Origin of the sequence: Paenibacillus vandeheii (assembly GCF_030433635.1) — a bacterium.
Taxonomy (GTDB): domain Bacteria; phylum Bacillota; class Bacilli; order Paenibacillales; family Paenibacillaceae; genus Paenibacillus; species Paenibacillus vandeheii.
The window spans coordinates 175,439-201,196 of sequence record NZ_JAROCD010000008.1 but is presented as its reverse complement, the minus strand read 5'-3'; the positions used below and the strand labels follow the sequence as shown (position 1 = coordinate 201,196).

At 43.8% G+C, this 25,758-nt stretch carries 23 protein-coding genes and 1 pseudogene; 19 read left to right on the top strand and 5 right to left on the bottom strand.

Going from position 1 to position 25,758, the window contains the following annotated elements; all coding sequences use genetic code 11:
* Positions 1 to 396 precede the first annotated feature (396 nt).
* From P5G61_RS17520 to P5G61_RS17500, 5 genes are all read left to right on the top strand, one after another.
* Positions 397 to 672, top strand: coding sequence for an S-layer homology domain-containing protein (locus P5G61_RS17520; protein ID WP_301247692.1), 276 nt, complete (start codon positions 397 to 399; stop codon positions 670 to 672).
* An 85-nt stretch (positions 673 to 757) separates the two neighbouring features.
* The gene (locus tag P5G61_RS17515; protein WP_301247691.1) at positions 758 to 1,684 is read left to right on the top strand and encodes a helix-turn-helix transcriptional regulator; all 927 of its coding nucleotides are present in this window, start codon (positions 758 to 760) and stop codon (positions 1,682 to 1,684) included.
* 93 nt (positions 1,685 to 1,777) lie between these two features.
* Positions 1,778 to 3,682, top strand: a complete 1,905-nt coding sequence (locus P5G61_RS17510; protein ID WP_301247690.1) for a class I mannose-6-phosphate isomerase — start codon at positions 1,778 to 1,780, stop codon at positions 3,680 to 3,682.
* The gene (locus P5G61_RS17505) at positions 3,679 to 4,716 is read left to right on the top strand and encodes an ROK family protein (protein ID WP_301247689.1); all 1,038 of its coding nucleotides are present in this window, start codon (positions 3,679 to 3,681) and stop codon (positions 4,714 to 4,716) included. Before P5G61_RS17510 ends, P5G61_RS17505 begins: the two co-directional genes overlap by 4 nt.
* On the top strand, positions 4,670 to 7,186 hold the full coding sequence (locus P5G61_RS17500; RefSeq protein ID WP_301247688.1) for a glycoside hydrolase family 38 N-terminal domain-containing protein: 2,517 nt from the start codon (positions 4,670 to 4,672) through the stop codon (positions 7,184 to 7,186). Before P5G61_RS17505 ends, P5G61_RS17500 begins: the two co-directional genes overlap by 47 nt.
* Before the next feature lie 156 nt (positions 7,187 to 7,342).
* Here the strand turns inward: P5G61_RS17500 and P5G61_RS17495 are convergent, their stop codons facing one another.
* Complete coding sequence (locus tag P5G61_RS17495) at positions 7,343 to 8,119, bottom strand: hypothetical protein (protein ID WP_301247687.1); 777 nt, start codon at positions 8,117 to 8,119, stop codon at positions 7,343 to 7,345.
* A 159-nt stretch (positions 8,120 to 8,278) separates the two neighbouring features.
* Between P5G61_RS17495 and P5G61_RS17490 the strand changes: the two are divergent.
* The 7 genes and pseudogenes from P5G61_RS17490 to P5G61_RS17460 all read left to right on the top strand — a co-directional run bounded on the left by P5G61_RS17490 (position 8,279) and on the right by P5G61_RS17460 (position 14,633).
* Positions 8,279 to 8,984, top strand: a pseudogene (locus P5G61_RS17490) (response regulator transcription factor).
* 1 nt (position 8,985) lies between these two features.
* Positions 8,986 to 10,443 carry a sensor histidine kinase gene (locus P5G61_RS17485; RefSeq protein ID WP_301247686.1) on the top strand — a complete coding sequence of 486 codons (1,458 nt, stop codon included), beginning with the start codon at positions 8,986 to 8,988 and terminating at the stop codon, positions 10,441 to 10,443.
* A 302-nt stretch (positions 10,444 to 10,745) separates the two neighbouring features.
* Positions 10,746 to 10,967 (top strand): DUF896 domain-containing protein, encoded by a 222-nt coding sequence (locus P5G61_RS17480; protein ID WP_301247685.1) that lies wholly within the window; start codon positions 10,746 to 10,748, stop codon positions 10,965 to 10,967.
* Positions 10,968 to 11,245: 278 nt separating this feature from the next.
* A complete protein-coding gene (locus P5G61_RS17475) occupies positions 11,246 to 11,485 on the top strand; it encodes a ribbon-helix-helix domain-containing protein (RefSeq protein WP_024633241.1) in 240 nt (79 codons plus the stop codon).
* 22 nt (positions 11,486 to 11,507) lie between these two features.
* Positions 11,508 to 12,638: a DNA polymerase III subunit beta gene (gene dnaN / locus P5G61_RS17470; protein ID WP_301247814.1), complete on the top strand. Its 1,131-nt coding sequence runs from the start codon at positions 11,508 to 11,510 to the stop codon at positions 12,636 to 12,638.
* 214 nt (positions 12,639 to 12,852) lie between these two features.
* Positions 12,853 to 13,389, top strand: a complete 537-nt coding sequence (locus P5G61_RS17465) for a sigma-70 family RNA polymerase sigma factor (protein WP_079349112.1) — start codon at positions 12,853 to 12,855, stop codon at positions 13,387 to 13,389.
* A complete protein-coding gene (locus P5G61_RS17460; RefSeq protein WP_301247684.1) occupies positions 13,365 to 14,633 on the top strand; it encodes a DUF4179 domain-containing protein in 1,269 nt (422 codons plus the stop codon). Before P5G61_RS17465 ends, P5G61_RS17460 begins: the two co-directional genes overlap by 25 nt.
* Before the next feature lie 110 nt (positions 14,634 to 14,743).
* Here the strand turns inward: P5G61_RS17460 and P5G61_RS17455 are convergent, their stop codons facing one another.
* Entirely contained in the window at positions 14,744 to 16,096 is a 1,353-nt protein-coding gene (locus P5G61_RS17455; protein ID WP_301247813.1) for an MATE family efflux transporter, read from the bottom strand.
* A gap of 171 nt (positions 16,097 to 16,267) precedes the next feature.
* Here P5G61_RS17455 and P5G61_RS17450 point away from each other — a divergent pair, with 171 nt between their 5' ends.
* The 3 genes from P5G61_RS17450 to P5G61_RS17440 all read left to right on the top strand — a co-directional run bounded on the left by P5G61_RS17450 (position 16,268) and on the right by P5G61_RS17440 (position 19,338).
* A complete protein-coding gene (locus tag P5G61_RS17450) occupies positions 16,268 to 16,948 on the top strand; it encodes a TetR/AcrR family transcriptional regulator (protein WP_285075338.1) in 681 nt (226 codons plus the stop codon).
* A 278-nt stretch (positions 16,949 to 17,226) separates the two neighbouring features.
* Positions 17,227 to 18,117 (top strand): AraC family transcriptional regulator, encoded by an 891-nt coding sequence (locus tag P5G61_RS17445; RefSeq protein WP_301247683.1) that lies wholly within the window; start codon positions 17,227 to 17,229, stop codon positions 18,115 to 18,117.
* Between the two features lie 156 nt (positions 18,118 to 18,273).
* Complete coding sequence (locus tag P5G61_RS17440; RefSeq protein ID WP_301247682.1) at positions 18,274 to 19,338, top strand: Gfo/Idh/MocA family protein; 1,065 nt, start codon at positions 18,274 to 18,276, stop codon at positions 19,336 to 19,338.
* Positions 19,339 to 19,534: 196 nt separating this feature from the next.
* On the opposite strand, the gene P5G61_RS17435 is transcribed toward P5G61_RS17440, so the two are convergent.
* Positions 19,535 to 19,999: a VOC family protein gene (locus P5G61_RS17435; protein ID WP_301247681.1), complete on the bottom strand. Its 465-nt coding sequence runs from the start codon at positions 19,997 to 19,999 to the stop codon at positions 19,535 to 19,537.
* Between the two features lie 108 nt (positions 20,000 to 20,107).
* Between P5G61_RS17435 and P5G61_RS17430 the strand changes: the two genes are divergently transcribed.
* Both P5G61_RS17430 and P5G61_RS17425 read left to right on the top strand, forming a co-directional pair.
* Positions 20,108 to 21,019: a helix-turn-helix transcriptional regulator gene (locus P5G61_RS17430; protein WP_079349740.1), complete on the top strand. Its 912-nt coding sequence runs from the start codon at positions 20,108 to 20,110 to the stop codon at positions 21,017 to 21,019.
* Between the two features lie 70 nt (positions 21,020 to 21,089).
* Positions 21,090 to 21,605: an AAA family ATPase gene (locus P5G61_RS17425; protein ID WP_301247680.1), complete on the top strand. Its 516-nt coding sequence runs from the start codon at positions 21,090 to 21,092 to the stop codon at positions 21,603 to 21,605.
* A gap of 60 nt (positions 21,606 to 21,665) precedes the next feature.
* On the opposite strand, the gene P5G61_RS17420 is transcribed toward P5G61_RS17425, so the two are convergent.
* On the bottom strand, positions 21,666 to 22,550 hold the full coding sequence (locus P5G61_RS17420) for a LysR family transcriptional regulator (RefSeq protein ID WP_301247679.1): 885 nt from the start codon (positions 22,548 to 22,550) through the stop codon (positions 21,666 to 21,668).
* A gap of 161 nt (positions 22,551 to 22,711) precedes the next feature.
* Between P5G61_RS17420 and P5G61_RS17415 the strand changes: the two genes are divergently transcribed.
* Both P5G61_RS17415 and P5G61_RS17410 read left to right on the top strand, forming a co-directional pair.
* A complete protein-coding gene (locus P5G61_RS17415; protein ID WP_301247678.1) occupies positions 22,712 to 23,452 on the top strand; it encodes an acetoacetate decarboxylase in 741 nt (246 codons plus the stop codon).
* Positions 23,453 to 23,545: 93 nt separating this feature from the next.
* Positions 23,546 to 24,577, top strand: a complete 1,032-nt coding sequence (locus tag P5G61_RS17410; RefSeq protein ID WP_301247812.1) for a ketopantoate reductase family protein — start codon at positions 23,546 to 23,548, stop codon at positions 24,575 to 24,577.
* Between the two features lie 212 nt (positions 24,578 to 24,789).
* Here the strand turns inward: P5G61_RS17410 and P5G61_RS17405 are convergent, their stop codons facing one another.
* Complete coding sequence (locus P5G61_RS17405) at positions 24,790 to 25,752, bottom strand: helix-turn-helix transcriptional regulator (RefSeq protein WP_301247677.1); 963 nt, start codon at positions 25,750 to 25,752, stop codon at positions 24,790 to 24,792.
* Positions 25,753 to 25,758 lie beyond the last annotated feature (6 nt).

Sequence of the window (25,758 nt, the reverse complement as noted above, 5' to 3'; positions counted from 1 at the left end):
TAATTAATAACTTGATCGTTGGAGATTGACAGTCGCGCTTTTCAGCAGATGGATACTCAATTCCTTTTTAACATTTTCTTATTGTGTAAAATGCTGGGGGTCAAAAGGGCGGCGGTACACAAGTACAAGTTCTTGTTTCACCGTCAACAGATTCGTAAAAAAGTCGCTAATTTAGCGGCTTTTTTTATTTTAGCCTTTACTTCATCTAAGTCAAAGCCCTTAATTAGCCATGGGCTTTTTTCATGATGTAGGTGCAAGAGATAAATGGGATAAGGCCTCTCCCCTGGTGGGGAAATGGATCAGGCGAGAGTTATACCCAGATCATGAATTTGGCGGATTCAGTGCTATGTTAAAAGAACATGGAGTATTCCTCTGTTTTGAATAATTGATGATTTCATGATTACGGGTACCACTTTTCTTTCCAAAATCAAAACTCAATTGCCAGAGGTCTCCGATACGACGAAAATGGTACTTTCTAAGTATACAGATGCGGATCAGGCAGGAATCTGGTCCAAGGAAGCATTAGCGATTTGCATTGAGCTTGGTCTCATTCAAGGAACACCGGATCATAAACTAAATCCGAAACGTAATCTGACGCAAGCTGAGGCAGCTGTTTTATTTAGCAGATTATTAATGTATTGCTCAACGGACAAATCTGATTTACCTGGTTGAAAAATATTCAAAAAGGCAGACTGACTTCCGGTTTGCCTTTTGGCTATGCAAACGTATAATGAGAGCTTGAAGGGAGAGGATCGTCATGACCATCGAAGCCAGCTTTCGTCGGGCCAATCACATATGCAATCGTTATATTACAAAAGTGGAGCAGACGGGGCTTTCCTTATCCATTTTGTACTGGGGATTCATGCCCGATCATTTCGACAATGCCTTCCATCGGCATTCCTTTTTCGAGGCCTGTTATGTGGTGGACGGTGAAGGAAGCTACATAGAACAGAATCAGCATTACGCTTTAACTAAAGGAACAGCTTTTCTATCTCTTCCAGGCACATGGCATCAAATCCGCAGCCAGACTGGGTTGACGCTTTGTTATGTTGCTTTTGAACTGGATGAAGCACACACCGATGCTTATTATATCGAATCCTTCCGTCGTCTTGCCGAGCTTGGGCAAAGCGTAGCCCAGCAAGCGGACCTTACGCCGACTGGGCATTTATGGCAAGCGCTCATCGCTTCTTTCGACATACCTGTGGCAACTCTTCCTCTTGCAGTAAAGCAAATTTCCGCTTCTCTTCTGTTGTCCATAGCGGATTTGCACGTTCCTGCCAGAACAGACTCGGCCGATACAGGAGAGCAACCCGTGGAACCCAATACGTTGTTTCGCCAGGCTAAACGGTATATTGATGATAATTTGATCAATGAGCTTACACTTATGACGGTGTCGAGACACCTCCACATTTCGTCGCGTCACCTAACCCGATTGTTTCAGGAAAATCTGGGGCAGTCCTTCGTCCACTACATTCAGGAACGACGTGTGCAGAATGCCGCTTGGCTCCTGTTAAATGAACAGACACCAATCAAAGATATCGCCATCCAGTGCGGGTTCCAATCCGTGCATTATTTTACCCGAATCTTCACCCGCGAACTTGGCGTTTCCCCGGCTAAATTCCGCCGCATTCAGTTTGCCGAAGGCCGTTCTGGCAAAATGTATTACCCACCCCAAATGTCCTGATTGTACAAAAACACAGCTTGATCGTTTAAAGACACCATCTCCAACTCCCTATAGAATGATGACATAAATCGATAGAGAGTTGGAGGTTTAAACATGCCCCGAATAGCCCCCTTGCCCTTTCATGCCAATCCAGTCAATTTCATTCGGCTTCAGCCCGACCAAGAGACAGAACCCGGGATCTGGAATGGGTATGAAGAATGGCTTGGTCAAATTTGGCCTGACTGTGTACAGAGTGATTCGCTTCCCTTTTATATGGTCATTGATGGTACACACGGCACTGCATTCAGCGAATGTCTGGAAAAGCTCCGATCGCGCTGCCGTCAGGAGAACAGGATAATCATTGAAATAGATAGCGCTGATTATTTAAAACCTTCAGCAGATTTGCTACAGCAGTTTCACCCTTACCTAACGGATAACCGGGCTTTTGGCGTTGTGGCCTCAGACGTTAGCGTCGAGGATTATTTCCAGCCAGATGCTCAGTCGGTTTGGCTCAGTGATGTAGAACATCAACTGCGGCTTTATGATTCTGCTGAAAATGTGGAGGCCCAGTCACCCAAGGCAGATCAGTTGGCCCCCATCGTTGTAACCTTTGGACCAGGCTCTGACTTCCTTTCTGGAGTATCAGGTCCGGCCAACGTTTCTCTTTTTTGTGACTTATCCAGAGAGGCTCAGCAGTACCTGCATCGGCAGGGGATGGGTTCCCTAGGATTAGGCCCATGTCGGGATACGGTTGAAACCTACAAACAGGCGTTGTTTTTGGAGTGGCCCGTTTGGGAGGAATATCGGAGACGTCGCTTGTACGATTTTGACTACTATGTGGATACGAACAACCAGGAACGGCCCGTTCTGGTCACCGTTCCCATGCTGCGCCGACTGTTGGCTTCAGTAGCCCGGCAGCCTTTTCGAGTAAAACCATTCTTTGCACCGGGAATTTGGGGTGGACAGTATTTGAAAGAGCTGTGCGGCCTGCCCGGGGAATGGAATAACTGCGCCTGGGGTTTTGAACCGATCGCACCGGAGAACACACTTTTAATCGGCTATCTGGATTTTATATTGGAGGTTCCGTTTCCGCTGCTTCTGTCCGCTCATCCTGAAGCAATTATGGGGGAGCGTAATGTACGGCTGTTCGGTGATTATTTTCCGATCCGGTTTGATTATCTCGATACGATAGACGGGGACCATTTGTCTTTGCAAGTCCATCCTCAGCAAGCTTACATTGAGCAGACCTTCAATGAAACGATGACACAGCAGGAATCCTATTACATTATGGAGCAGAAGGAAGGCGCCAAACCTTTTGTGGGGCTGGGGTTCACGGAGGGAACAACCGGGGAGGAGCTGCTTCAGGCGGTTGAATCCGCCCATTCCTCGGGAACACCGCTAAAGGTCGAAGAATATGTGAACATCCTGGATGCGAATAAGGGCGATCTGTTCCTGATCCCGCCTGGAGCCGTACATTTTTCGGGCAAAAACAATCTGGTGCTGGAGATCTCTTCGACAACCTGGTGGTTTACCTTCAAAATTTACGACCATTTGCGCTTCGACAGAGACGGCCGGCCGCGACCGATCAACAGCGATCATGCCAGACCCAACATGAAGGAACAATTTGACACCCAATACGTTCAGGAGCATTTGATAGCGGTTCCAAGGGAGTGCCGGGTACAGGGAGCCAGCTGTGAAGAGCTGCTGGGTGAACGGGAGGATCTGCTTTTTCAGGTCAAAAGATTAAAGCTGGACGGAGAGTGGATTGACGATACGGCTGGAGAGTTTGTCATGTTCAATCTCGTAGAAGGCGACCGCGTGAGGCTCACTCCGCTTGATGATGAGGCAGCGGCCGTGGAATGGGGGTACGCAGAAGCGTATATCGTTCCCGCCTCGGTTGGAGGCTTCCGAATGGAGTCTTTGGGTGACCGATCGTGCACCCTGATCCGTGCACAAGTTTCGCCAGAGTGGAACATGCCTCTGCTTCCGCATCACTGGAAATCTGGTGGGCACTTATGAATCCTGACGTCACGATCGCCATTGATGCAGGCGGGACTTTCTTGAAGGGTGGCGTACTGTGTGACGGGGATCTTTTGCCTCAATTTTATGTCAAAAGGTCGTCCCGCTCCAACAGCAGTGCGTATGAAATTGCCGCCAACCTGGCCGATGTGATTCACGAGCTCGCCGCCGGATACGTCGCCTACATGGAGCAGCTTAGCTCCGATAAAGAGACCGCGGTCGGATTTCCCAACTTTCATATCGGCTTTGCTTTCCCTGGGCCTTTTGAATACGAAACAGGTGTTTCCCGTATTCAGGGATTGAATAAATACGAGCAGCTCTATGAACGCAATTTAAAAACGCTGCTGCGGCGCAAATTAACGGCACTTGCAGCGGAACACTCTGCTCCTACATGGATGACCCGGCTTGCCGCCGCAAATATTTGTTTTGGCAATGATGCTGCTATGTTCGCCCTAGGGGTCAGTCGGCTTTTTCCACAGGACAGGTTGCTGTGCCTTACCCTTGGAACGGGCCTAGGCTCCGGCTTTGTTGAGAACGGCTCTATGGTTAGCGGGAAATGGGGAATTCCTGACTCAGGCATGTTATATGCAGAGAAGTACAAGGGAGAAACCGTGGATGATCTGTTCGGAAGCCGAGGGATTTTAGCTTTGGCGGACAGCCATGATGCTCGAAAGGAGGGCGAAGACGTGTACGATCTGGCCATAGCGGCAAGACAGGGGGTTTCCTCCGCCACCCTTGTATGGCAGCTTTACGGCCAGCGGCTAGGAGAAATGCTTCGTCCGTATGTGGAAGAGTTTCGCCCCGCCGGTCTGATCCTGGGCGGACAGATTGCGGGCACCTATGATTTGTTTGGCGAGGCGCTTTCAGAAGCGCTCTTGCCCGAGGTGATTCCTCTGTATCATGAGAAGCAAATGCAGGAGCACGTGTTTCACGGGATTTTCCAGCTCGTAAAAAACACCTATTCAACCAACAAAGGAGAAAATAAATATGACGCTCGAACAACAAATCAAGCAAGCCGCCATCCCGACGCTTGAACGAAAATGGAAAATATACGTCATTCACCATTCTCATACAGACCTTGGTTATACCGACAGGCAGGAAAAGATTGAACAATATCATGTCGACTTTATCCGTCAGGCGCTGCGTATTGTTAATAATGCTCATAACGGCGTAAAGCCCGAGTGGAAAGGGTTCCGCTGGACCTGTGAGACCTTCTGGGCCGTGGAACAATTCCTGAAGCAGGCCGGGGACGAGGAAAAAGCTGCATTTGCCGATGCCGTGCGGCGCGGTGATATCGAGCTGTCCGGCACGTATCTGAATATGACTGAGCTTCCCGACCTGCAGTTGCTGAACAAAATACACAGCAAGGCTCAGACATATGCCGGCTCGATCGGTCACCAAATAGACAGCGCGATGACAGCGGATATCAATGGCTACAGCTGGGGATATGCCGACAGCCTGCTGGATAACGGAATCCAGCATTTATTCAGCTGTATACATACCCATCACGGCATGTATGCGCTGGGCCGCAAGCAATCTCCGTTCTGGTGGGAGGCCCCAAGCGGGGAACGCCTGCTGGTCTGGAATGGAGATCACTACATGCTTGGCAACGAACTCGGCTTCTGCCCTGGTGCGCTGGGCAAATACATGATTCGTGATGAATTCAACCATAGACTTGTTGAACCGGCAAATATTCACGATCAAATCGCCAATACTCGCATCCATCGATATTTAGCCCAGCTTGAGGCCGAGCAGTATCCGTATGATTTTGTGCCGGTGATGCTGTCCGGACTGCCTACAGACAATGGATCGCCCAACAGCGCAATCATAGAATGGATCGAAGCGTGGAATCAGCAAAACGGTGAGAGAATTATCGTAGAGATGAGCACATTGAGCGGCTTTTTTGCCCGGCTGAAGGAGGAAGGAACAGATAGCTTACCGGTGCATAAAGGGGATTGGCCGGACTGGTGGTCGGATGGCGTAAGCTCCACACCGATGCACACCCAGATTTACCGGGACGCACAGCGGACACTCCGCAAGGTGGAAAAGCTCGATCCCGAACAAAACAGTGTCAGTCTCCAGGAAATTGAGGCTGTGGAGCAGGCGCTGGCTCTCTATGCCGAACACACATGGGGTTATCATTCTTCTATTTTTGAACCGTGGCACAAAAATGTTCAGCTGCTCGAGGTCCGCAAGACGGCGAACGCTGCAGAGGCAAGCAGACTTGCTTACCGGGCGCTGGATCAGGCGCTGCTGGCTGATAACGCTGCTACCTTGTACCCGGGGCGTCCTTACCGCTTCAAGGTCACGAACCTGTCCGAGCGAGAGGTTACCGAGTTGGTTGAGCTGAAGCTCGAAGGCTGGGAACCGGATGAACTGTTGAACGGAGTGGAGGTGATCCGGGAGGACACGGGAGAGGTGCTGATTAAGCAGTCCACCCACGCGCAGACGATTATTACGGAGCTTAAACTTCAAGGGATGGAGAGCTGCATACTGATCCTGCGCCCGCTTCAGGCAGCACAGCAGGGGTCTTCTTCCTTAACATCAACTTCTAATTCGAAGCTGATTGGCGCTGATCAGGTGTACGACATGGAGGATATGTACACCTTAACACCGGGCGGGCTGCAAGGGCCGATCTCTGTTTTTCAAAACGGGCTGGAGTCGCCTTTTGTACGCTTGACTTGGTCCAAAGAACGCGGCATCGTGTCGTGGATTGATAAGGAGACAGGCCGCGATCTGCTGCAAGCGGGTGATCTGTATGGGGCGTTCACACCCATCTATGAGGTGACAAATCCGTCGAACCCTTTGGATGCTTCTCAGGTATGGAGTGTCCGTTCAAAAATGGGACGCAACCGTAAGGGTATAAACGTGGAGCGTTCGGTCGGTCAGCTCATCTCTGTCCGCGCGGTAGATAACGGACCGCTGTATGCTACTGTTGAGCTTGGTTATCAGCTAAAAGGCATCGCCTATTTTTCACTGTTCCTGCGGATATATACCCGTCAAAACAGAATGGACATTTCGGCACGGTTCCATAAAGAAAGTGTTTGGAATCCGGAGAACGTATATCTGGCTCTGCCGTTCACCCCGGGAGGAAGTGGGCCGGTTACCCTGTTTGCCGATAAGCCTGGAGGCCTCGTTCGCCCCTGGAAGGATCAGATTCCGGGAACCTGCCTGGATTATTCCTCCGTGCAGGCGGGCATCGCCTGGCAGGATAACGAGCGCAGCTTGCTGCTTGCCGTACCGGACACGCCGCTTGTTCAATGGGGAACACTGGATTACGGGCCTAGAAAGGTCCACACCCAGCAAGCATCTGATGCCCAACCAGAAGCGTATGCCTGGCTGATGACGAATTACTGGGAAACGAATTTCAAAGCGACCTTGGGCGGATTCTATGAGTTTCAATATCATATATCGGCTGGCGGCAGACTTTCGGCTGAAGACATGGCAACAGCTTTACAAGCACTGAACGAGCCGTTTGTAGTTGCCCGGGTTAATGAACAATAAATTGAATAGTAAAGGCTCTTCTTATAGTCAATAAACCAACAACCAGCAGGCCTCCACATGGAGGCTTGCTGGTTGTTGGCGTCCGGTCATTCTGTAGCGTATGGAGATTTTCAGCTTTGCTTACTGATGTAGGAGACGGGAAATGTATCTCTATGTTTACTCTTGATTAGCTTCCAGTTCGACAATTTGTTCCTTGTATTGCTTCAACAGCTCGGCAAGAGAAGTCTTGATTGCGGCTGAATCCTTGGCAGATACAGCATTATTCAAGTTAGTCTGAGCTTTGAAGAATGCACTGGCAGTAGGATCAATACTGCTGATTTGAAACGTTTCTGCATCAGCGATTACCGCGCTTGTTACTCCGGTTGTTTTTTCGTCAAGTTCCACGGTGCTGATGGCTACTGCCTCTCCAGGTTTGGCGTTTTCCACTAATTTGTTCAGATCAGCACTACTTGTGGTGATCGAAAAAGAAAGGGTGTTCTTGCTTTCGGAATGAGGCATTTGTTCGGCTTTTACGGCCTTTACTCCCTCAATTGAGGTAAGTTTGCCTCCCTCAATCTTCAAAGTCTGCATTTCTTTCATCTCATCTGGTTTGGCGTTCTCGGAAGTTCCCTTCCATTGGTCAGAGTCTATGTCAACAGCAACCAAACTGGCCAATCCAGCGAACATAGAAGTTTGTGAAAGAAGCTTATTGTAATTGGCCAACGTTTTTTCCCATTCGCTTACGGTATCTGGTGCGTATTTTTTAGCCAGTTCCACTGGATTAGCCATTGTGAAGGCTGCAATGGAGAATTTCGCTTCTTTCAAAGTAGCTGTTCCGTTTGTGGCAGCATTGGCGTTAGCGTCACTGTCGGCATTCGCGACAACCGGTGCAGAGATCGCAGTGAGCAGCAGGGCGGACAGGGCAACATTTCTGAATTTGAAACTGTAGTTCATTTCGTAACACTCCTTGTGGTTGGTTTGTCTTACAGTTATCAATTTACCGAAGGAGTGTGGCACAATATTGGTGTAATTGTGGAAAAACAATGGCAAAGCTCTTTCCTTCCATCTACCTTTGGTATACTCACTATAGAGAAAAGTACTGGAGGTCCGTTCATGAATAACGATTACCTCATCGCGGTTGTAGACGATGACGAGAATATACGCACACTGATTCAAGCTTATTTGCACAAAGAGAACTATCGGACGATAGGCCTTGCGAATGCGGAGGATGCCTGGTCCTTATATAGAATAAGTCCACCGAGCATGTGGGTGATGGACATTATGCTTCCTGGCATGGATGGTTATGAATTATGCAAACGCATCCGAGGTTCCCATAATTATGATCTCGGCAAAGGATAACGAGGTGGACAAGATCCTTGGCCTCGAGCTGGGCAGTGATGATTATCTGGTGAAACCTTTCAGCCCCCGTGAGCTGGTAGCCCGCATCAAGCGGCAGCTGGAACGCTGGATTAGAATTACCGGAGCGGGAGAAAAAGCGGTTGTAAGCGACGCTGCGACGCCACGAATTGATGCCGGAGAGCTTCAATTAATGTTGGAAGAGAGGCGCGCCATATGGCGCGGGGAAGAAGTGGACCTGACCAGTAAAGAGTTCACCATGCTCAAGGTACTGGCTGAACATCCGAATCGTGCGTTTACTAGGGACGAGCTGCTCAGCTCTGTCTGGGGGGAAGATTATTTTGGCAGTGACCGTGCCGTAGATCATTTAATTAAGCGGATTCGCAAAAAGATGGAGGAACTTCCCGTCGAGTCCGTGTGGGGACACGGGTATCGTATGCGAACAGATCGGAGTGAAGCTTAATATGAAACTCGTTCATCAAATCAACCTTGCGTTTGGCCTGTCACTGGTTCTGATTCTCTCCGTCACGGCCGTTCTACTCCATTATGTGCTGTTGGATCATTTCATTGGAACAGAGAAAAGTGATCTTAAGACGTTAAGTGCCGCGATGTCTGCTTCTATAACTGAAGCGGGTGATTTTGCAATGAGTCCTGTTCTTTCCAATGGAAATGTCACTCTTCCTAATTCGAATATTACGGGTATGCAGTCCGTCCAATTGGTAACAGGGGAGGTTGCGAGTGCAACACTCATTCCTGCCGATGTTGAAGCTTTTGTCACCGATTTTAACGGCAATGTGCTGTCGGGTACGACTTTGTCTGTGAATGGAATAACCGGAAAGGCAAGTAGCGATAGATTGATTGAAGCAGTTCCTGCCAACTTGCAGCAGTATACAGCGGTCACTTCCTCCAGCATCAAGGAACTGTGGACGGGAACGGACGGGCGTTATGTCATGGATGTCAGTCCCATACCTCAAGGGACCCTGACCCTGTTGACTCCCATGAGCAAGATCAAAGCCATTGAACAGGCTCTTCTGGGCCGGCTCATCCTGGTAATCGTTATCGTTGGAGCGATGATGTTCCTGCTGAGTCTATTTATTACGAAAAGGCTGATTCAGCCATTGATGAATCTGAAACAGGAACTAAAAAAGGTCAAAGAACGTCATTTCACGGATGTGCAGCTGGTCAGGGGTGGCGGTGAGATTGGCGCTGTCGCACAGACGGTATATGAGATGGCAGGCGAACTGAACAGGTTTAACGAGGTACAGAAGCAGTTTTTCCAGAATGCGTCTCATGAGCTGAAGACGCCTCTGATGTCCATTGCAGGCTATGCGGAGGGCATCCGGGATGGGATTTTTGAAGGTGATAATGTTCGTAAAGGGCTGGACGTGATCCTGGGGGAAAGCAGCAGATTAGGGAAGATTGTCACCGAAATGACGCTGCTCGCAAAGCTGGATAGTGAAGAGGATATTTTCAAGTCTTCCGAGGTCAGCCTGAACGAATTGCTGACGGAAACGTCAGAGCGTGTTAATCCACTACTTGTTAAGAAAGGACTTACCCTTCATATCACCTGCCCGGAGAATCAAGAGCTGTTCATTATGGCTGATCAGGATAAACTGCTGCAGGCACTCCTTAACGTCGTGACGAATGCCGCAAGATACGCAAAAAAAGAAATTCGCATCAATGCAAGCTTGGAAAAAGGAAAGATCGCGCTATCCGTCTCGGATGACGGTCCCGGATTTCCACAGGAGCTGCTGCCCACCTTATTCCACCGCTTCGTCAAAGGAAAAGACGGGGAGTCCGGACTGGGACTGGCGATTGCCCGAGCTATTGTGGAACGCTGCGGCGGACTGATTCAGGCCACCAACCGTAAGGAGGGAGGAGCTGTAATCTCGTTCGGCTTTCCTGCTGCCCAACGTTTCTAAAAGAAAAGGACGGCCATATGCCCTTAGATATGCTGCTCTCCCTGAGGGCTAATCAGATTATCAATGCGTATCCTGCCAATGACGTGTTTATCAACAAAAATGCAAAAAATCTCGATTCCATTTTTGCTTTTGTTGCTTTTGCATATTTATGTGGTGGTAAGGACATTAAATAAATGTGAATCAAGAATTAGAGGGGAGAGAGTGATGCCATATTTCTCGGCATTATCTAATAAATAGGTGCAGCGTATGCATTTCAGTGCTAGACTACCAGTAAGATTAATTGTACTAGAGGAGAGGAAAAAATGATTAAAAGTTTAGATCGCATTAATCAATTGGCGAAAAAACAGCGTGAAGAGGGTCTGACAAATGCGGAACGAGTTGAACAACAAGTTTTACGAGAAGACTATTTACGGGAAATTCGAGGGCAGGTCTTAAACACTTTTTCAGCGCTTACAGTACTCGATCCAGATGGAAATGATGTAACACCGGACAAAGTACGAAATGAAAAGGGAATCGATTTATAGGGAAGGATTAAGCTTGTTCAAAAACGAAAAACCCACGATTATTCATTGACAGAAATGGATTGTATAAATACACTTTTTTCTAATTGATAACGTGGGGTTTTCTTATACACTTTATAAATCATCTTTATAAACATGGTGAATAAAAAGTGTGCTTAATTGGTGCGAATTCCGGATTTCGGTCAATGAGTATTAAATCACTGGAAGGAAATAGATTTATATGATAAAATCAAGTATGTATAATTGATTTAAGTAACTTAATTCAATTGAGGAGACATAAAATGGAGGATAAACAATTTAAGATAGGTCTTTCTAAGAAAGACGGTCAGCTCGGTTTTGTTTTTACTCGTGGAGGGCCGCGTGAAGGTGCAGGAAGAAAGGGAATTGGTGTGACAAAGAAGGTTTCCTTGACTTTAACTGAAGATCTCTGGGAAGAAGTTGATCGTGAGTGTAAAGATTTAGACATCTCTCGGTCTTCATTTTTAAGACATTTGATTGAATCTTATTACGAAGCTAATTGAAAGGCAGGTGAATAAGTTGTTAGTGCACATATCAAGAGATTTACTAATTAAGTCTATTCAACATGTCTTTAAGGCTTTATCGAACAATAGTCATGGGATATTGTCCGGGCTATACATATATGCAGGAAATGAAGAGGTCATTTTTAGGGGGAGTAATGTAAGCTTAACGGTTCAATATAAGGCTTGTATTACTGATAGTAAGATTCATATTTTTAACGAGGGGAGCATTGTCTGTCCAGCAAAATATTTATATGAAATCATTCGTAAATTGAATGATGGCAATGTGATCTTGGAGGTGAATGAGCAACTCATATTGAGTATAACTTCTGGGAACACGCGCGTTTGCCTGAGCGGAATGTCGCCTATTGACTACCCATTTATCCCAACTCAAGATCATCAACAGACAGGCAATGGCATAGATGTATCGTGCAACTCATTAAAGTATTTGATTAAACAGGTTGCGGGGGCATGTTCAACATCTGAGGGGAAACCAATTTTGACGGGTGTATCGCTGGAGGTTCAAGGGAATCAGCTCACTATGACTGCTACCGACGGGGTTATTCGAATGGCTACAGGGTCAATCTGTATCAAGAACGGAATGGGATTCTCGGGAAGTGCAGTAATTCCTGGTGTTAATTTAATAGAGATAGTCAAACTATTGGATGACGACCATGGAATGGTAACTATACAATTTAGCCCACATGAAATTAGGTTTATAACGCAAAATCAGCTTATTGAATCGGTCTTAATCGAAGGTCTTTACCCTCCAACCAGAAATCTTGTCCCAACTTCTCATGTCTCCGAGATTATTCTTAATATCAAATCATTTAGACAAATGATTGACCGCGTATTTGTTTTGGCTGACTATCATTTAATTACAATGCATGTATCAGAGAAAAAGTTGGAGCTTATATCCAGTACGGCCGAAATTGGTGATGTAAGGGATACGCTATTTTTAGAAGATAAGAACGGAGTGAATTTTAGCATTTCGATTAATGGAAAGTATCTTCTGAGTACATTACGGTGCATTGAATCAGATAGCATCCGAATACGGTTTACTGGCACAATGAGTCCCCTTGTTCTGCTTCCAGTGTTGGAAGACAGCACATGGCTATTCTTATTGAATCCTGTTATGAGAAGGATAAACGTATAGATTTTAAATTATTTATTTAAAAATGATAAATCCAGCAGAAGTTACCCTACATATGAAAATTCTCGTAATATACTTATAAATTCAAACTTACGATTTTTGCTACACGAGAGCGCTGCTTAAGAAAAGTGCTGGTTTTCTCCAAAATTTAAAATTTGAAACCTCTTTGCGATGTTGTGCATCTAACATTTGTCTAAACGGAAGGAGGGGAAACTTATTGGACGTACTCAAAGAGGTGAAAAAAGCTCAAAAAGGCAACGTTCACGCCTTTGAGAACTTGATTCAAGCTCATAAAGTTGTCATGTACCAAGTGGCAAAAACCATACTTACAAACGATGTAGATTGCAGGGACGCCATGCAAGAATCGATTCTGAAAGCTTTCGAGAAGATAAAGACATTAAGGGAACCTGCGTTTTTCAAAACATGGCTGTTGCGAATTGTAATTAATGAATGTAATCAAATCCATCGTCAAAATAAAAAGATTACTGAGCTAGGGAATTTTACGTCTCTCTCCACACATGAGGATGGATTTGAACAGGTTGAACTGGAGCAATTATTAGAAATATTGCCTAAGGAAGATAGACAACTCCTTGAGCTTTATCACATTAATGATATATCCATTAAGGATTTAGCAGAAATATACCAGAAGCCGGAGAACACAATTAAGACAAGGTTACGCCGCGCACGTGAAAATGCACGTCATATTTTTAGGGAGCAGGAGGGATTTTCATGGAGAAATGGGAGCAGCAATTAAAGAAACAAGTGAATCGTTCGTTACCAGAAGCTGTTGATAAGCACATTGAGCAAACTCTTGACGAACTAACAAGAAGACACAAAAAATCGTCTAAGACAATATTTTATATTATAAGTGTTATAGCTGCTTCCTTATCCATTACAGTGGGTATGACGTCTTTGTCTCCAGCTTTTGCCGAGGCGATGAAGTCTATTCCCATAATCGGATCTGCATTTGAGCTAGTTGGGGGGGCAGGGGTGAAAAGAGGAAGTCAACTGGGATTATCCCAACAACTCAATCAGCAAGTTCAAATCGGCGTTCATGAGGTCACTTTTACGGAGAGTCTATATGACGGTTCAAATATCAATCTTGGCTGGGTTGCATCAGCGGATGACAAGGATCCGTTTGAGTTTGTTGATAATGTTATTTTTACGGTGGATGGTAACAGGTTGTATAACTTTAGCATGGATGCTCCTGCGCTAAAATTGGAGAATGGAACGTATGCTGGAACACTTCGAATTGATCCAAAAGAGCAACTGTCCGACAAGTTTATTCTCGACATTATGTCCCGAGATGAGACAACCACCTACGCTAAGATACCCATAGAGCTTCAAGGGGGATTCCAATCGATCCCTATTACCAAATCCGGAATTTGGAACGAGATAGAAATGAATTATGATGCTCTTGTCCTTTATCCAACTACGACAGAGCTCTCCGTTCGTCTAAAAAATACGGACGATAACATAGCCAGAATATTGAAGTTCAAGGTGAGCGATGATCAAGGTCATGTTTTGGGTAGTACCGGTTATCATGTGTCCGACTTCTTGAAGGACAGTGGAGAATATAAGTTCTTTTTCGAGCCCTTTGAGATTCTTCCCAAAAAAGTAATGATTGTACCTTATATAAGCAGTGCTTATACTACGGTAAAAGTAAATGGGGATTGGAACGGAACCCCGATCACTATCCCCCAAGGGAAAGTGGGATCCATCATCATGGTAGATCAGAAATTAGAGAAAAATAATTTAACTTTTACTTTCGAAATTACAGGAGAACGAATTTATGATCAAGTGAGTGAAATCTGGCTTTATGATCATAAGGGAAATCCGTTGCCAAGAGTCAGTCCACCGGTTCGTATAGCAGGGAGCAATAAGTATGAAATCACTTTTGCTAACGTCAAGAGCTCGGACTCTATCCAGATAACCACACCTGTATTTAATCCTACAAACTATCTCCGTGATCTCAGTGTCACCTTGGATTTAAAATGATGGAATAGAAAACATTGAAACCAAAAAAGCATGAGAGCAGGGATACCACTCTCATGCTTTTGCATACAGCCCTCAACATGCACCTTGCTGTCTTGTGAATTATTTATCTTCTAATGTACTAGATTTTCCAATTCAGGCTGCAATTTGTTTCGCAGAATATACAGCATAATAGCTCCAACAAGGAACGCGACGACATCTGCAATGACGAGGGACCAAACGACTCCGTGGAAGCCGTTCAGTCGGTTGGCGATATAGAGCACAGGAATGAGAGTAATTCCTTGAATGACTGACATAATGAAGGCGGCGGTACCTTGCGCTGTTGCCTGGAAGATCCCCACAAACAATGAGGTCATTCCTGTAATAAATAAGGATAAGAACGTGACATGCAGAATGTAGCTGCCCATTTCAATTAATTGCGGGTCATTTGTAAATAAACCAATCAAGTGGTCGGATATCAGATAGACGACAACGCCGAACACAACAGCTAACGCTACAATGGCTTTGATCGTAAATCCAATGGTATGCTTCATGCGTAATTTATTCGCTGTAAAAGAGAAGGCAATCAACGGCACAACTCCCTCGCATAAGCCCATCAGAATAAACTCAGGAAATTGCAACAAACGTGATGAAATTCCGTACCCCGCTACGGCCTGATCCCCATACTCGACAAGAAAATGGTTCAAAATGAGCGACATTGCACCCAAGAAGATACTCATTATAAAAACGGGAACTCCGATTTTGAAAACATTGCTCATAATTTCCTTGGAAGCCCTGAACCATTTTACGGAGATGGTCAAAAACTGGCTCTTATATCCCATATGAAATGCGTAAAAAACACTTGCAATCAAGTTAGAGATGACCGTAGCAGAAGCAACGCCAATCACACCCCAATGGAAGATGAAGACGGCTATCGCATCAAGAATAATATTTACAACCACACTGAGAATCATACCGACCATCGACGTGATCGCTGAACCCTCGGAGCGCACAATATTCTCCAGCGTGAAGAATAAGATGACGAATGGTGAACCAATAAGCATAATCGTGACATAGTCCTTCGTAAATCCGAAGGATTCAGGCGTTGCTCCCAAGCCCTGAACGATTGGATCGATCAGTGGGAGGCCAACGGCTATAACGATAAGTCCAAGAACTAAACTGCTGTAAAAGGCGAATGAAGACACATGTTTCAGATCATCATATCTTTTTTCGCCCAGCAAACGGGAGATGAATGTACCGCTACCCATACCAATCAAGTTACCGAGCGCCATAATCACCGCGAATAAAGGCAAGGTTAGAGCGAGTGCGGTTAACATGGCCGTATTGCCCAGTGTACCAAGGAAATAGGCATTTAAGATGGAATAGATGACACTCATCGACGTGCCTAACATCATGGGTACGGCGAAGTGAGCTACGGCTTTTGCAATCGGTGCTTTTTCAAAATAATGGAGGTTTTCTGCATCCATGGGTTTCACTACTTTCTTCATTTATTTTTTTGAAATGGTGTGGAATTCGAACAATATATTCAACTCCCAATCTAACAGTGTTAGTTTGTGCCTTACAGTGTTAGATGGTATCATGAACTTATGAACCTGTAAAGTATAATCTTACACTGTTAGATAAAAGGGCGGATATCCATGAAAAAACAACAGCCTCAAATTTCGGAGGATAAGATTTTGGAAGCTTCGTGGGAGCTTCTGGGAGAGGAGGGTATCGAGAAATTCAGTTTGAGGCGATTGGCCGATCGGCTGGGGATTCAGGCACCCTCCTTGTATTGGTACTTCAAAAGCAAGCAGCATCTCTATCAGCGTCTGGCCAACCAGGTTTCGAAAATAATTTTGGAGGAGTTCCACTCCGAGGGAGACTGGAAGGAGCAGCTAACGGGTCTTGCGGAAACGGTACGTAGTGTGCTCAGCCGGTATCCCTGCTCCACACAGCTCATGATGATGACGCTGCCCCACGAACCGGACATTATTCGGTTCACCAACCGCATGCTGCTCTGCGTTGAATCGACCCCGCTTGAGCAAGATCAGAAAATGCAAGTGGTTACTACACTTGTGAACTATGTCTTCTACTTCGTTCTGGATGATTATCAGCATCAGCGCAATGTCGCCGCAATCTTTAAGGACCAAGCAGCACTTCCTGGCGAAGAGATGATTCGCCTTTTGGACTCCATGGGCGAAGCGGAAGCAGGATTGTTCAGAAGAATGTTCACGAACGGCTTGTTTCAACTGATGGGAACCGACGGAGCGTTTGAATTCGGCTTGAAGCTGATCCTTTTGGGAATTGAGCAGGTAATTAAGGAACAAGAGAATTAGAATGTAAAAAAATCGCACATCCGGATAATCGGATGTGCGATTTTTGATAAGGCTTATTGTTAATTCTATATTGCACGTTACCGTCAAAATCGACTTGATGATGCAGGATTATTCAGCAGCAATCACGATGAGAAAAACGTTTATAAACACATTCTTTTAAATTTTATGATTAGGATCAACAGAGAATGAACAGAAGGAATTTGCACATGAAGTTGCTCTGAAATCGGTTACATGATATGTATTGAATGAAACATATTTAAGGAGGATAGCTAACGTACATGAGTTTATATCTGGAAATCCCGGAACTTGACAAACGACTCCCATTTCGGAGCTTTATTCACAAAGGGGATGTGCTCTGTTATCCTCACTGGCATAGGGAAATTGAAATTATTTATGTTACCCAAGGAAGCTTGGATTTGGGATTGAATGATAAGGTGATTCGTCTGAAGCAGGGGGAAGTCCAATTTATTAATGGCGGTGACGTCCACTTTTTTCTGTCATCCCCAGATAGTGAGCGAATTGTTATTCAATTTGATCTGAGCCTGTTTCAAGACGTATCCACACTAATTTACGATGATCGGTCGCTTCGTGATATTTTTACTCAAATAGAGCAATCCAGCAGGAACTGGCCTCATGAAACGGCAACCAGGCTTCTTCCTCTTCTTCAAAGCATAAGCACAGAAGATGACGAGCGCAAAGAGGGCTATGCATATATGATCAAGGCTAAGCTTTACGAAATGTTGGCTTTTATTCTAAGAGAAGTACCAAGGGGGAACGAGACACATCGACCCCAAATTTCGGAACATATCTTGACTCCGACCAAAGAAATGCTTTTAAAGCTGGAACGAATTTTCGAATATGTAGAAAGCCATTACCAGGAATCAATTATACTAAAGGACGTTGCCGACTATATAGGGTTCAGTCCGTATTATTTCACTAAGTTTTTCAAGAAAAATACAGGAATGACCTTTATAACCTTTCTAAATGAATATCGACTTAATAAAGCGAAATGGATTTTGCTCAATGAAAATTATTCAATCACCGAAATAGCTGAGCAGGCCGGATTCAATAGCGTTAAGACGTTTCATCACTTCTTCAAGGAAGCAACGGGGACATCGCCTTTAAAGTATCGCATGACAATATCCGGGAATAAAACAGCAAGAAAATAGGAAGATAGTCTTTGATCAGACTTGTATGATAAGGGTATTAAACAAGTTGAGGTGCTAAACATCTTGCATAGAATCAAGGTCGCAGCCACTCATCTTTTTTTACATAAAGTTTGCTGTGAGAAGTCTATGTAGGCATAGTCAAAAAGGGAAAGGACGATGAAGATGAATAACCGAATTTATAATATAGCAATTGTTGGCTTTGGGGGGATGGGCGGCTATCATTGCCAGTTAATTGAGCCTGTATCACAGATTTCCGTAATCGGTGTATACGATACGGTTGAATATCGGATGGAATTGGGCAAGGAAGCCGGCTATAAAACATATGCAAGTCTGGATGCTGTTCTAACAGATGAGCTGGTGGATATCGTTTTGATTGCTACACCTAATGATGTTCACAAAGATATAGCAATTCAAGCTCTGCGGGCTGGTAAACATGTAATTTGCGAAAAACCGGTTACAATAACTAGCAGGGACTTTAATGATATCGTCGAGGTAGCGAACCAAGAGAAACGCGTGTTTACGGTCCATCAAAATCGTCGCTGGGATGAAGATTTCCGGACTGCCAAGGACATCATCGAGAAAAAGACTTTGGGCGAGTTGTTCCATTTGGAATCCCGGGTTCAAGGAGCCAACGGCATACCTGGCGACTGGCGCCAGCTGAAGGATTACGGTGGAGGTATGTTGCTGGATTGGGGCGTGCATTTGCTGGACCAACTGCTGCAGATTACAGATAGCCAAATTGAAAGCGTTGCGGCTAATTTAAGTTATATTTTGGGAACCGAAGTGGATGATGGTTTTACGAGTTATATAACATTTAAAGATGGCCTGACGGCACTGATTGAAGTGGGAACGACCAATTATGTGAAGCTACCGAGATGGTATCTCAAAGGAACGGAAGGTACTGCAGTGATTCGGGACTGGGATTTAAGTGGAGAGATTATCACTCGAAATCCGGATGTTGCTCATATAGAGCCGAAACCTATTCAAGCGGGGCAGGGATTGACCAAAACGATGGCGCCGCCGTCCGAACAGTCCACGCTAAAGTTTGCAATACAAAAGCCGGACTTGGAGGAGCAAAGCTTCTATGAAAATTTTGTCTCTGTACTCGAAGGGAAATCCGAAATTGCAATTAAGAATGATGAAGTTCACAGAGTACTTGTACTAATTGAGACTATTTTTGAGGCAGCCGAGACTAAATCTGTGATCCATAGAAGTATTTAACACGCTTTCTGTTATTGCTGTAACTACCAGATATGCATTAAATCGTGTAAGCCGTCAATAAAGACGGCTTTTTGCCTGTCTAGATTTAAATTTACAACAAAATTGACCAAATGCCGTCCTTGAGAATTTTAGAGATATAAAGGAGGGAAGCCCACGAATTGCTCCAACTTGAGCAGCACGTGGGCTTCGATTTGCATTACTGTTGATTAGAAATCACTCTATCCAGAAATGTATCAGCGTCGCTATTAAACTTCCAAACGATACCAAATTTATCAACCAACATTCCGAAGCAGGAAGACCAAGGCATTTCTGATAAAGGCATGATCACATAGCCACCTACAGACAAATTAGAAAAGTATTTTTCACTTGCCTGTTTATCATCAATAATGATACTAATGATTACATTGTTGCCTTTAACCAGCTCACCTGTTACGTTCTTCATTGAAGGAAGAAGATCCGACATCATTATTTTTCCACCAGCGAATTCTAACGATGACTCCATAATCATATTCAACTCATTTTCTGGTAAAGGGTAGTTTGGATCTTGTGAAAAATCCTTGAATTTCACTTTTTTTACATCACTTGCGTTTAAAGCTTCTGAATAAAACGCGATGACTTGCTCAGTGTTCCCATCAAAATTTAAATATGCAATAACTGACATGATAAAACCTCCTTCTTGTAATACATGAAGTGTAAGCTATAATAGGTGACAGCTACATTGTCACCTATTATAGCTTTGTTCAAATTTATTTACTTAAAGAGGACTATCTTGAACAAAATTGAAAGATTAATATCTATCATAATGATCTTGCTGCAAAAGAATGTGGTTTCAGCCACCGAATTCGCCAAATTATTCAATGTATCCAAAAGAACGATTCTTCGCGATATGGAAACACTCGGATTATCTAACATTCCCATTTATTCTATTAATGGAGTGAACGGTGGATACGGGATTATGGATGAATACAAAATAGACAAACGACTTTTAAGTAGCAAAGACTTAGAGAATATACTAACTGCACTCGGTGGATTAGGAAAAATTCTATTTAGTGACGAAGTAGAATCAACGCTTAAAAAGATTGAATCGATGATAGGTTCAACGACTTCGGGAGGTACAATTCAACTGTCATTCTATAATTGGGATGGTCGTCCTGAAATTGTGCAAATCTTAAAGACTTGCCAGGAAGCAATAGTGCAGGGAAGGTTACTTACATTCGATTATATAGATCAAAGTGGAGTCAAGTCGCAGAGACGGGTCGAGCCATACCAGCTTCATTTTAGTGAAATGAGTTGGTATTTGAAGGGGTTTTGTTTAGATCGAATGGAATATCGAACTTTTAAATTGTCCAGAACGGATAATCTGAATATCGATATTAAAACATTTGTTGCTAGAGATTATATGACTGAACAGAAATCAGAGCAATATTATCAACCGAAACTAATTACAATTAAAGTATTGATCTCACATCGGATAAAAGATCAATTTATTGAAAGATACGGTCAAAAAAGGATTGAAGCTTACAATTCTGAACTCCTTATAGCCGAAATAGATATGCCACAAAACCACTTTGGATTTCGGTTTTTAGCTAGTTTCGGGACGGATTTGGAAATCATAGAACCTAAAGCATATGTTGTAGAATTTCGAGAGTTTCTAAATGCCATGATAAATAAATATGTCTAAGAACCCATGTTGAATGTTTCTTCTTTGTATAGGCTTGTCTCTGTTTATGATAAGAAGGAGGTACTAAGTTATGGAAAAAGCGATCTACTTAATTACAGGCGTAATGGCTTCTGGTAAGTCAACAGTGTCGGAGCTGCTGGCTTCCAAGCTGGGAAAAGCCGTACATCTGCGTGGTGATATATTCCGTCGCATGATTGTATCCGGCCGTGAAGACATGTCCGCTGAACCGTCGGAAGAAGCAGTCCGTCAATTATATTTGCGTTATCAGCTAGCCGCAAATGCCGCAAAAACCTATTATGAGAATGGTTTTTCTGTAGTTTTGCAGGATAATTACTACGGTGCGGAATTAGTCTATATGATGGAGCAGTTAAAGGATTACCCGGTTCAGTTAGTTGTGCTGTGTCCTAAGGTAGAGGTGGTAAAAGAGCGTGAAAAATCAAGAGGAAAGGTCGGGTACACTGGTTTTACGGTAGAGAATTTGTACTCGGAATTTTTGAAAGAAACGCCTCAAATCGGATTTTGGCTGGATAGTTCGGCGCAGTCACCTGAGCAATCAGTGAATGATATTTTATTGCACTTTAGATGAAATCAAATTACTGAACTCAAGTCGCCAAAAAGTCACAAAAAGCTCCGAATATGTAGTTTTTCAAACTTTGTACAATGCATAATGATCATTAAAATATGCAATGATAAAGTCCCGGAAACTTCTGGCCGAAGAAGATAAATGTCTATCCTTCACCCAAGATAGTCCCACTGGATAGGTAGGATTAATATCCGCGATTCTGACGTAAATCAAATCCAATTTTCTACAGACTGAAATAGGGAGCAGTGCGATACCCTGATTAACCTTAATAATTTCCGCCAGTAAATGAGAATCTACCTCGAATATATTCTTAGGAGTGAAACCTGCCTTTTTACAAAGCTCGGTTGTAAAGAAGCTATATTCCTCATTATTAGCAAGGGAAATAAAAGATTCATCAGCCACATTGCTTAGCGAAATTTCAGATTTTGTCGCAAACTTGTGAGTGGATGGTAAAACTAGCACGATATCTTCATTAATAAGGACACAACTTTCAATCTCATCGTCCGCTATAGGTGGACCTGCGATCCCCAAATCAATATCCCCTTTTTTTAAGCTTGCAAGGATATCATTTCTAGCTCCAAGTCCCTGTTGTATATTGGTATCCGGCCACTGGGTAATGTACCTGCTGATCAATCCAGATAGGAATCTGGGATTTGAAATCGATATTTTGATGGTATGGTCAACTGCCATATCCTTCGTCTGTATTTCCATTCTTGCATTTTCAATTTCGGTGAAGATCCTGTTGACATGCTTCAAGAGGATTTTTCCAGACGCATTCAATTGAATATTTCTCCCTTTCCGATCAAATAAGGTTGTACCCAACTCCTCCTCAAGTCTCTTTATCGTCAGGCTTAAAGAAGGCTGAGCAATATTTAATTGTTCGGCAGCCTTAGAAATATGTTCTGTATAAGCGACTGTCTGAAAGTATCTCAATTGAAGCAGCTCCACTATTGTGCACCTCTTATATTTATTATAATAAATGAGTTTATATATTATCATGTATTAGATTAAATGTAAATTGAGATGTAAAATGGGTTTTGTAATCATCATTTCGATAAAGAAATCAGACAACAGAATGAAGAAATTAGAGATCGGAAGGTGTCTTTCAGATGAGAAAGGAAGAAGTGGTTAAGCAATTTACAACTCCTCTGGATGCAGGGGCATTTTCTTTGGGGCCATATCGTTTTTATAATCGCGAATACCTGAACATTTTATATAGAACTGATCTGGAACGCTTAAGAAAAATCGTTCCGGAGCCATTGGAGGTTACCTCTCCGCTTGTAAGGTTTGAGATTATGAAAATGCCGGATGTAACAGGCCTTGGTTCCTATACAGAATGTGGTCAGGTGATACCTGTTAACTTTGAAGGGGAGGAAGGAGACTATCTCCACGCAATGTACGTAGACAGTTTTCCTGCAATCGCATCAGGCAGGGAAATAGGTGCCTATCCTAAAAAAATGGGCAAACCTAGTTTGTATGTAGATTCCGACACATTGGTTGGACTTATGGATTATGGCTCTTTGAGAGTAGCTACCGCGACCATGGGATATAAGCATGTTCCGCTTGATCACTCGGAGGCGCTACAAGAAATTGTTAAACCAAATTATATGCTGAAAAAGATGCCCGGTTATGACGGATATCCAAGAATCTGTGAATTGGTACGGAGCCAAATTACGGATATTAAAATACAAGGTGCCTGGTCAGGCCCCGCAAGACTGGAGCTATTCGCTCATGCTCTTGCGCCGATGGCAGATTTGCCTGTACTTGAGGTTGTTTCGGCTTCCCATATCATAACAGAGCTTTCGCTGCCTTCTCCAACAGTGATATATGATTATTTAGCTGATGAATAATAAATGGAATTAAATAGAAAATCAAAAAGAAATCAAAAAGCTGATTGTGATTTTGATTTTTATAATAAGTCTGAAAAGGTAGGGAAAATCCAAATGAGAATCGCAGTTTTAGGAGCAGGTTCCTTAGGAACCATTGCTGGTGCATATATTGCTGCCGGCGGACAAGATGTAGAGTTAATTGATGTCTATCAAGCACATGTTGACGCATTAAACCAGACAGGGGCCAAAATTACTGGCACTACGGATTTTCAGGCAAAGGTGAAGGCCATAACTCCTGACGATATGTCAGGAACATATGATTTAATTTTGCTTTTAACCAAGCAGCTATATAACGAATCTGTCTTGCAAGATCTGTTGCCGTTTTTAGATGAGCAAAGTGTTGTGCTCTCTCTGCAAAACGGTATCCCTGAAGAAAAGGTGGCTTCCATAGTTGGACGAGAACGTGTAGTTGCCGGATCTGTTGAATTTGGTGCTACGTTTATTGAACCGGGAGTATCAAGACTCACAACAGAGTTTAATCGATTTAAGCAGTACGCTTTTCAAATTGGCGAATTAAATGGTGAGACAACCGATCGAATTCAACAGATCAAATCTATATTAGACCTAGTAGGTGGAACTCATATTTCCGATAACCTGGTGGGCACGAAGTGGTCCAAATTGCTTATTAACAATGCATTTAGCGGTTTATCTGCAGCACTGAATGTGGAGTATGGCGCCGTGCTTGATCATGATATTAGTATTGTTAGTGCCGTTCGTATTGCCGATGAGACGATCAAAGTTGGACACGCAAATGATGTGAAATTTGCCATGATGAGTGGCTTTGATATTGAATCTTTGGAAATACAAAGTGATAAGGATATCCCGGAACGTATGGGCACACTTCGAATTCTCATGGAGTCCTCCCGACTGTTAAAAGCAAGTATGCTGCAGGATCTAGAAAAGAAACGGAAGACCGAAATTGACTATATCAATGGAGTCGTTCCGCAGTCAGCTTCGGGCAAAAATATCTTAACACCTTATAATGATATGGTTGTAAAATTAGTTAAACAAGCTGAGGAATCTCAATCCGTGCCCGATTTCAATACTAATATTAAGTTTTTCGAAGAGCTTAACAATAACAGATGATGTAAGCGAGCTATAGATCACCAGAAAACGTGTTGAGGAGATAGTCCTCAATACGTTTTTATTTTATGAATCGCTAAATGTTACCTTAGGCTTCTTCTTCCGATGGATAATTGGGATAATGTCCCATAGTAGATCTCGGTAAAAACAGCAGATAATAAAAGCACGGTCAAGCTCCAAATGATTAGGGATGAAACTGCAAACTGTCCACTGGCTTAGGAGCAATATAAGCTAAATCTCTCTTGTACACCTGCAAAGACTTCTTCGGGCATCTCCCTGACCTTGATATCTCCTCCCAGGAAAAGCAACCAATTGGTTATTTCGGTTAATTCTTCTGGATGATGAACGTTGATAGACGCCTTTATAACGGCTGTGGTTTGGTAAGGATTCGTATAAGAAAGGGAAAACTTTAAAGGGTGATACTTCTTGAACTGTGCAATTGCCTTTGGACCAAGCTCTAGGACAAGATTGATAACCTCTTCCTGCTTGTTTAGTTGTTCTAAAATCTTTTTCTTACTGACCCTTTTCTTCGGTGGGTATGGTTCTACATGGGTGAGATTGTCAACAGATAAAATTCGCCTCTTTTCTGCATCTAAGTCAAAGCCTTCAATGAGCCATAGACTTTTTTCACGATAAAGGTGCAAGAGATAAATGGGATAAGACTTTATTTCCCTGTCTTCTTTGACGGTAACCAATAAATAGCTCTCTAAAAGAAGAATCTGGATGATTTTTTCCAACATAGGGTGGGGCAGGTCTGATAAATCAAGCAAGTCGGGATTATGAGGGTTGGTTCCTTCAAATAACAATATTTGATTTAAAAGAACCAGGTCGTCTTGCTGATTTTTGGAGATGAGACCCAGTAATTTTTCGGTTAAAGACTGACGACTCTTCAGATAAGGAAGTTGTTGATTTCTAGTGGCCATAAAGGCAATAAACAGAGCTTTGATCTCATTATCAGTAAAGCGGACCGTGGGAAGGACAGAGTTGTTCATAACAAAATAACCCCCATCCCTCCCTACTTCAGCGACAAGTGGCATGCCCATGGCTTCAATTTCCCTGATATCTCGAATAGCGGTCGAACGTGAGATGTTAAATTCCCGCATGATTTCAGAAATGGTAAAGTGAGCGCGGTTGTTGATATACCTCATGATGATATTAATCCGTTCAACTTTTTTCATCGGGCC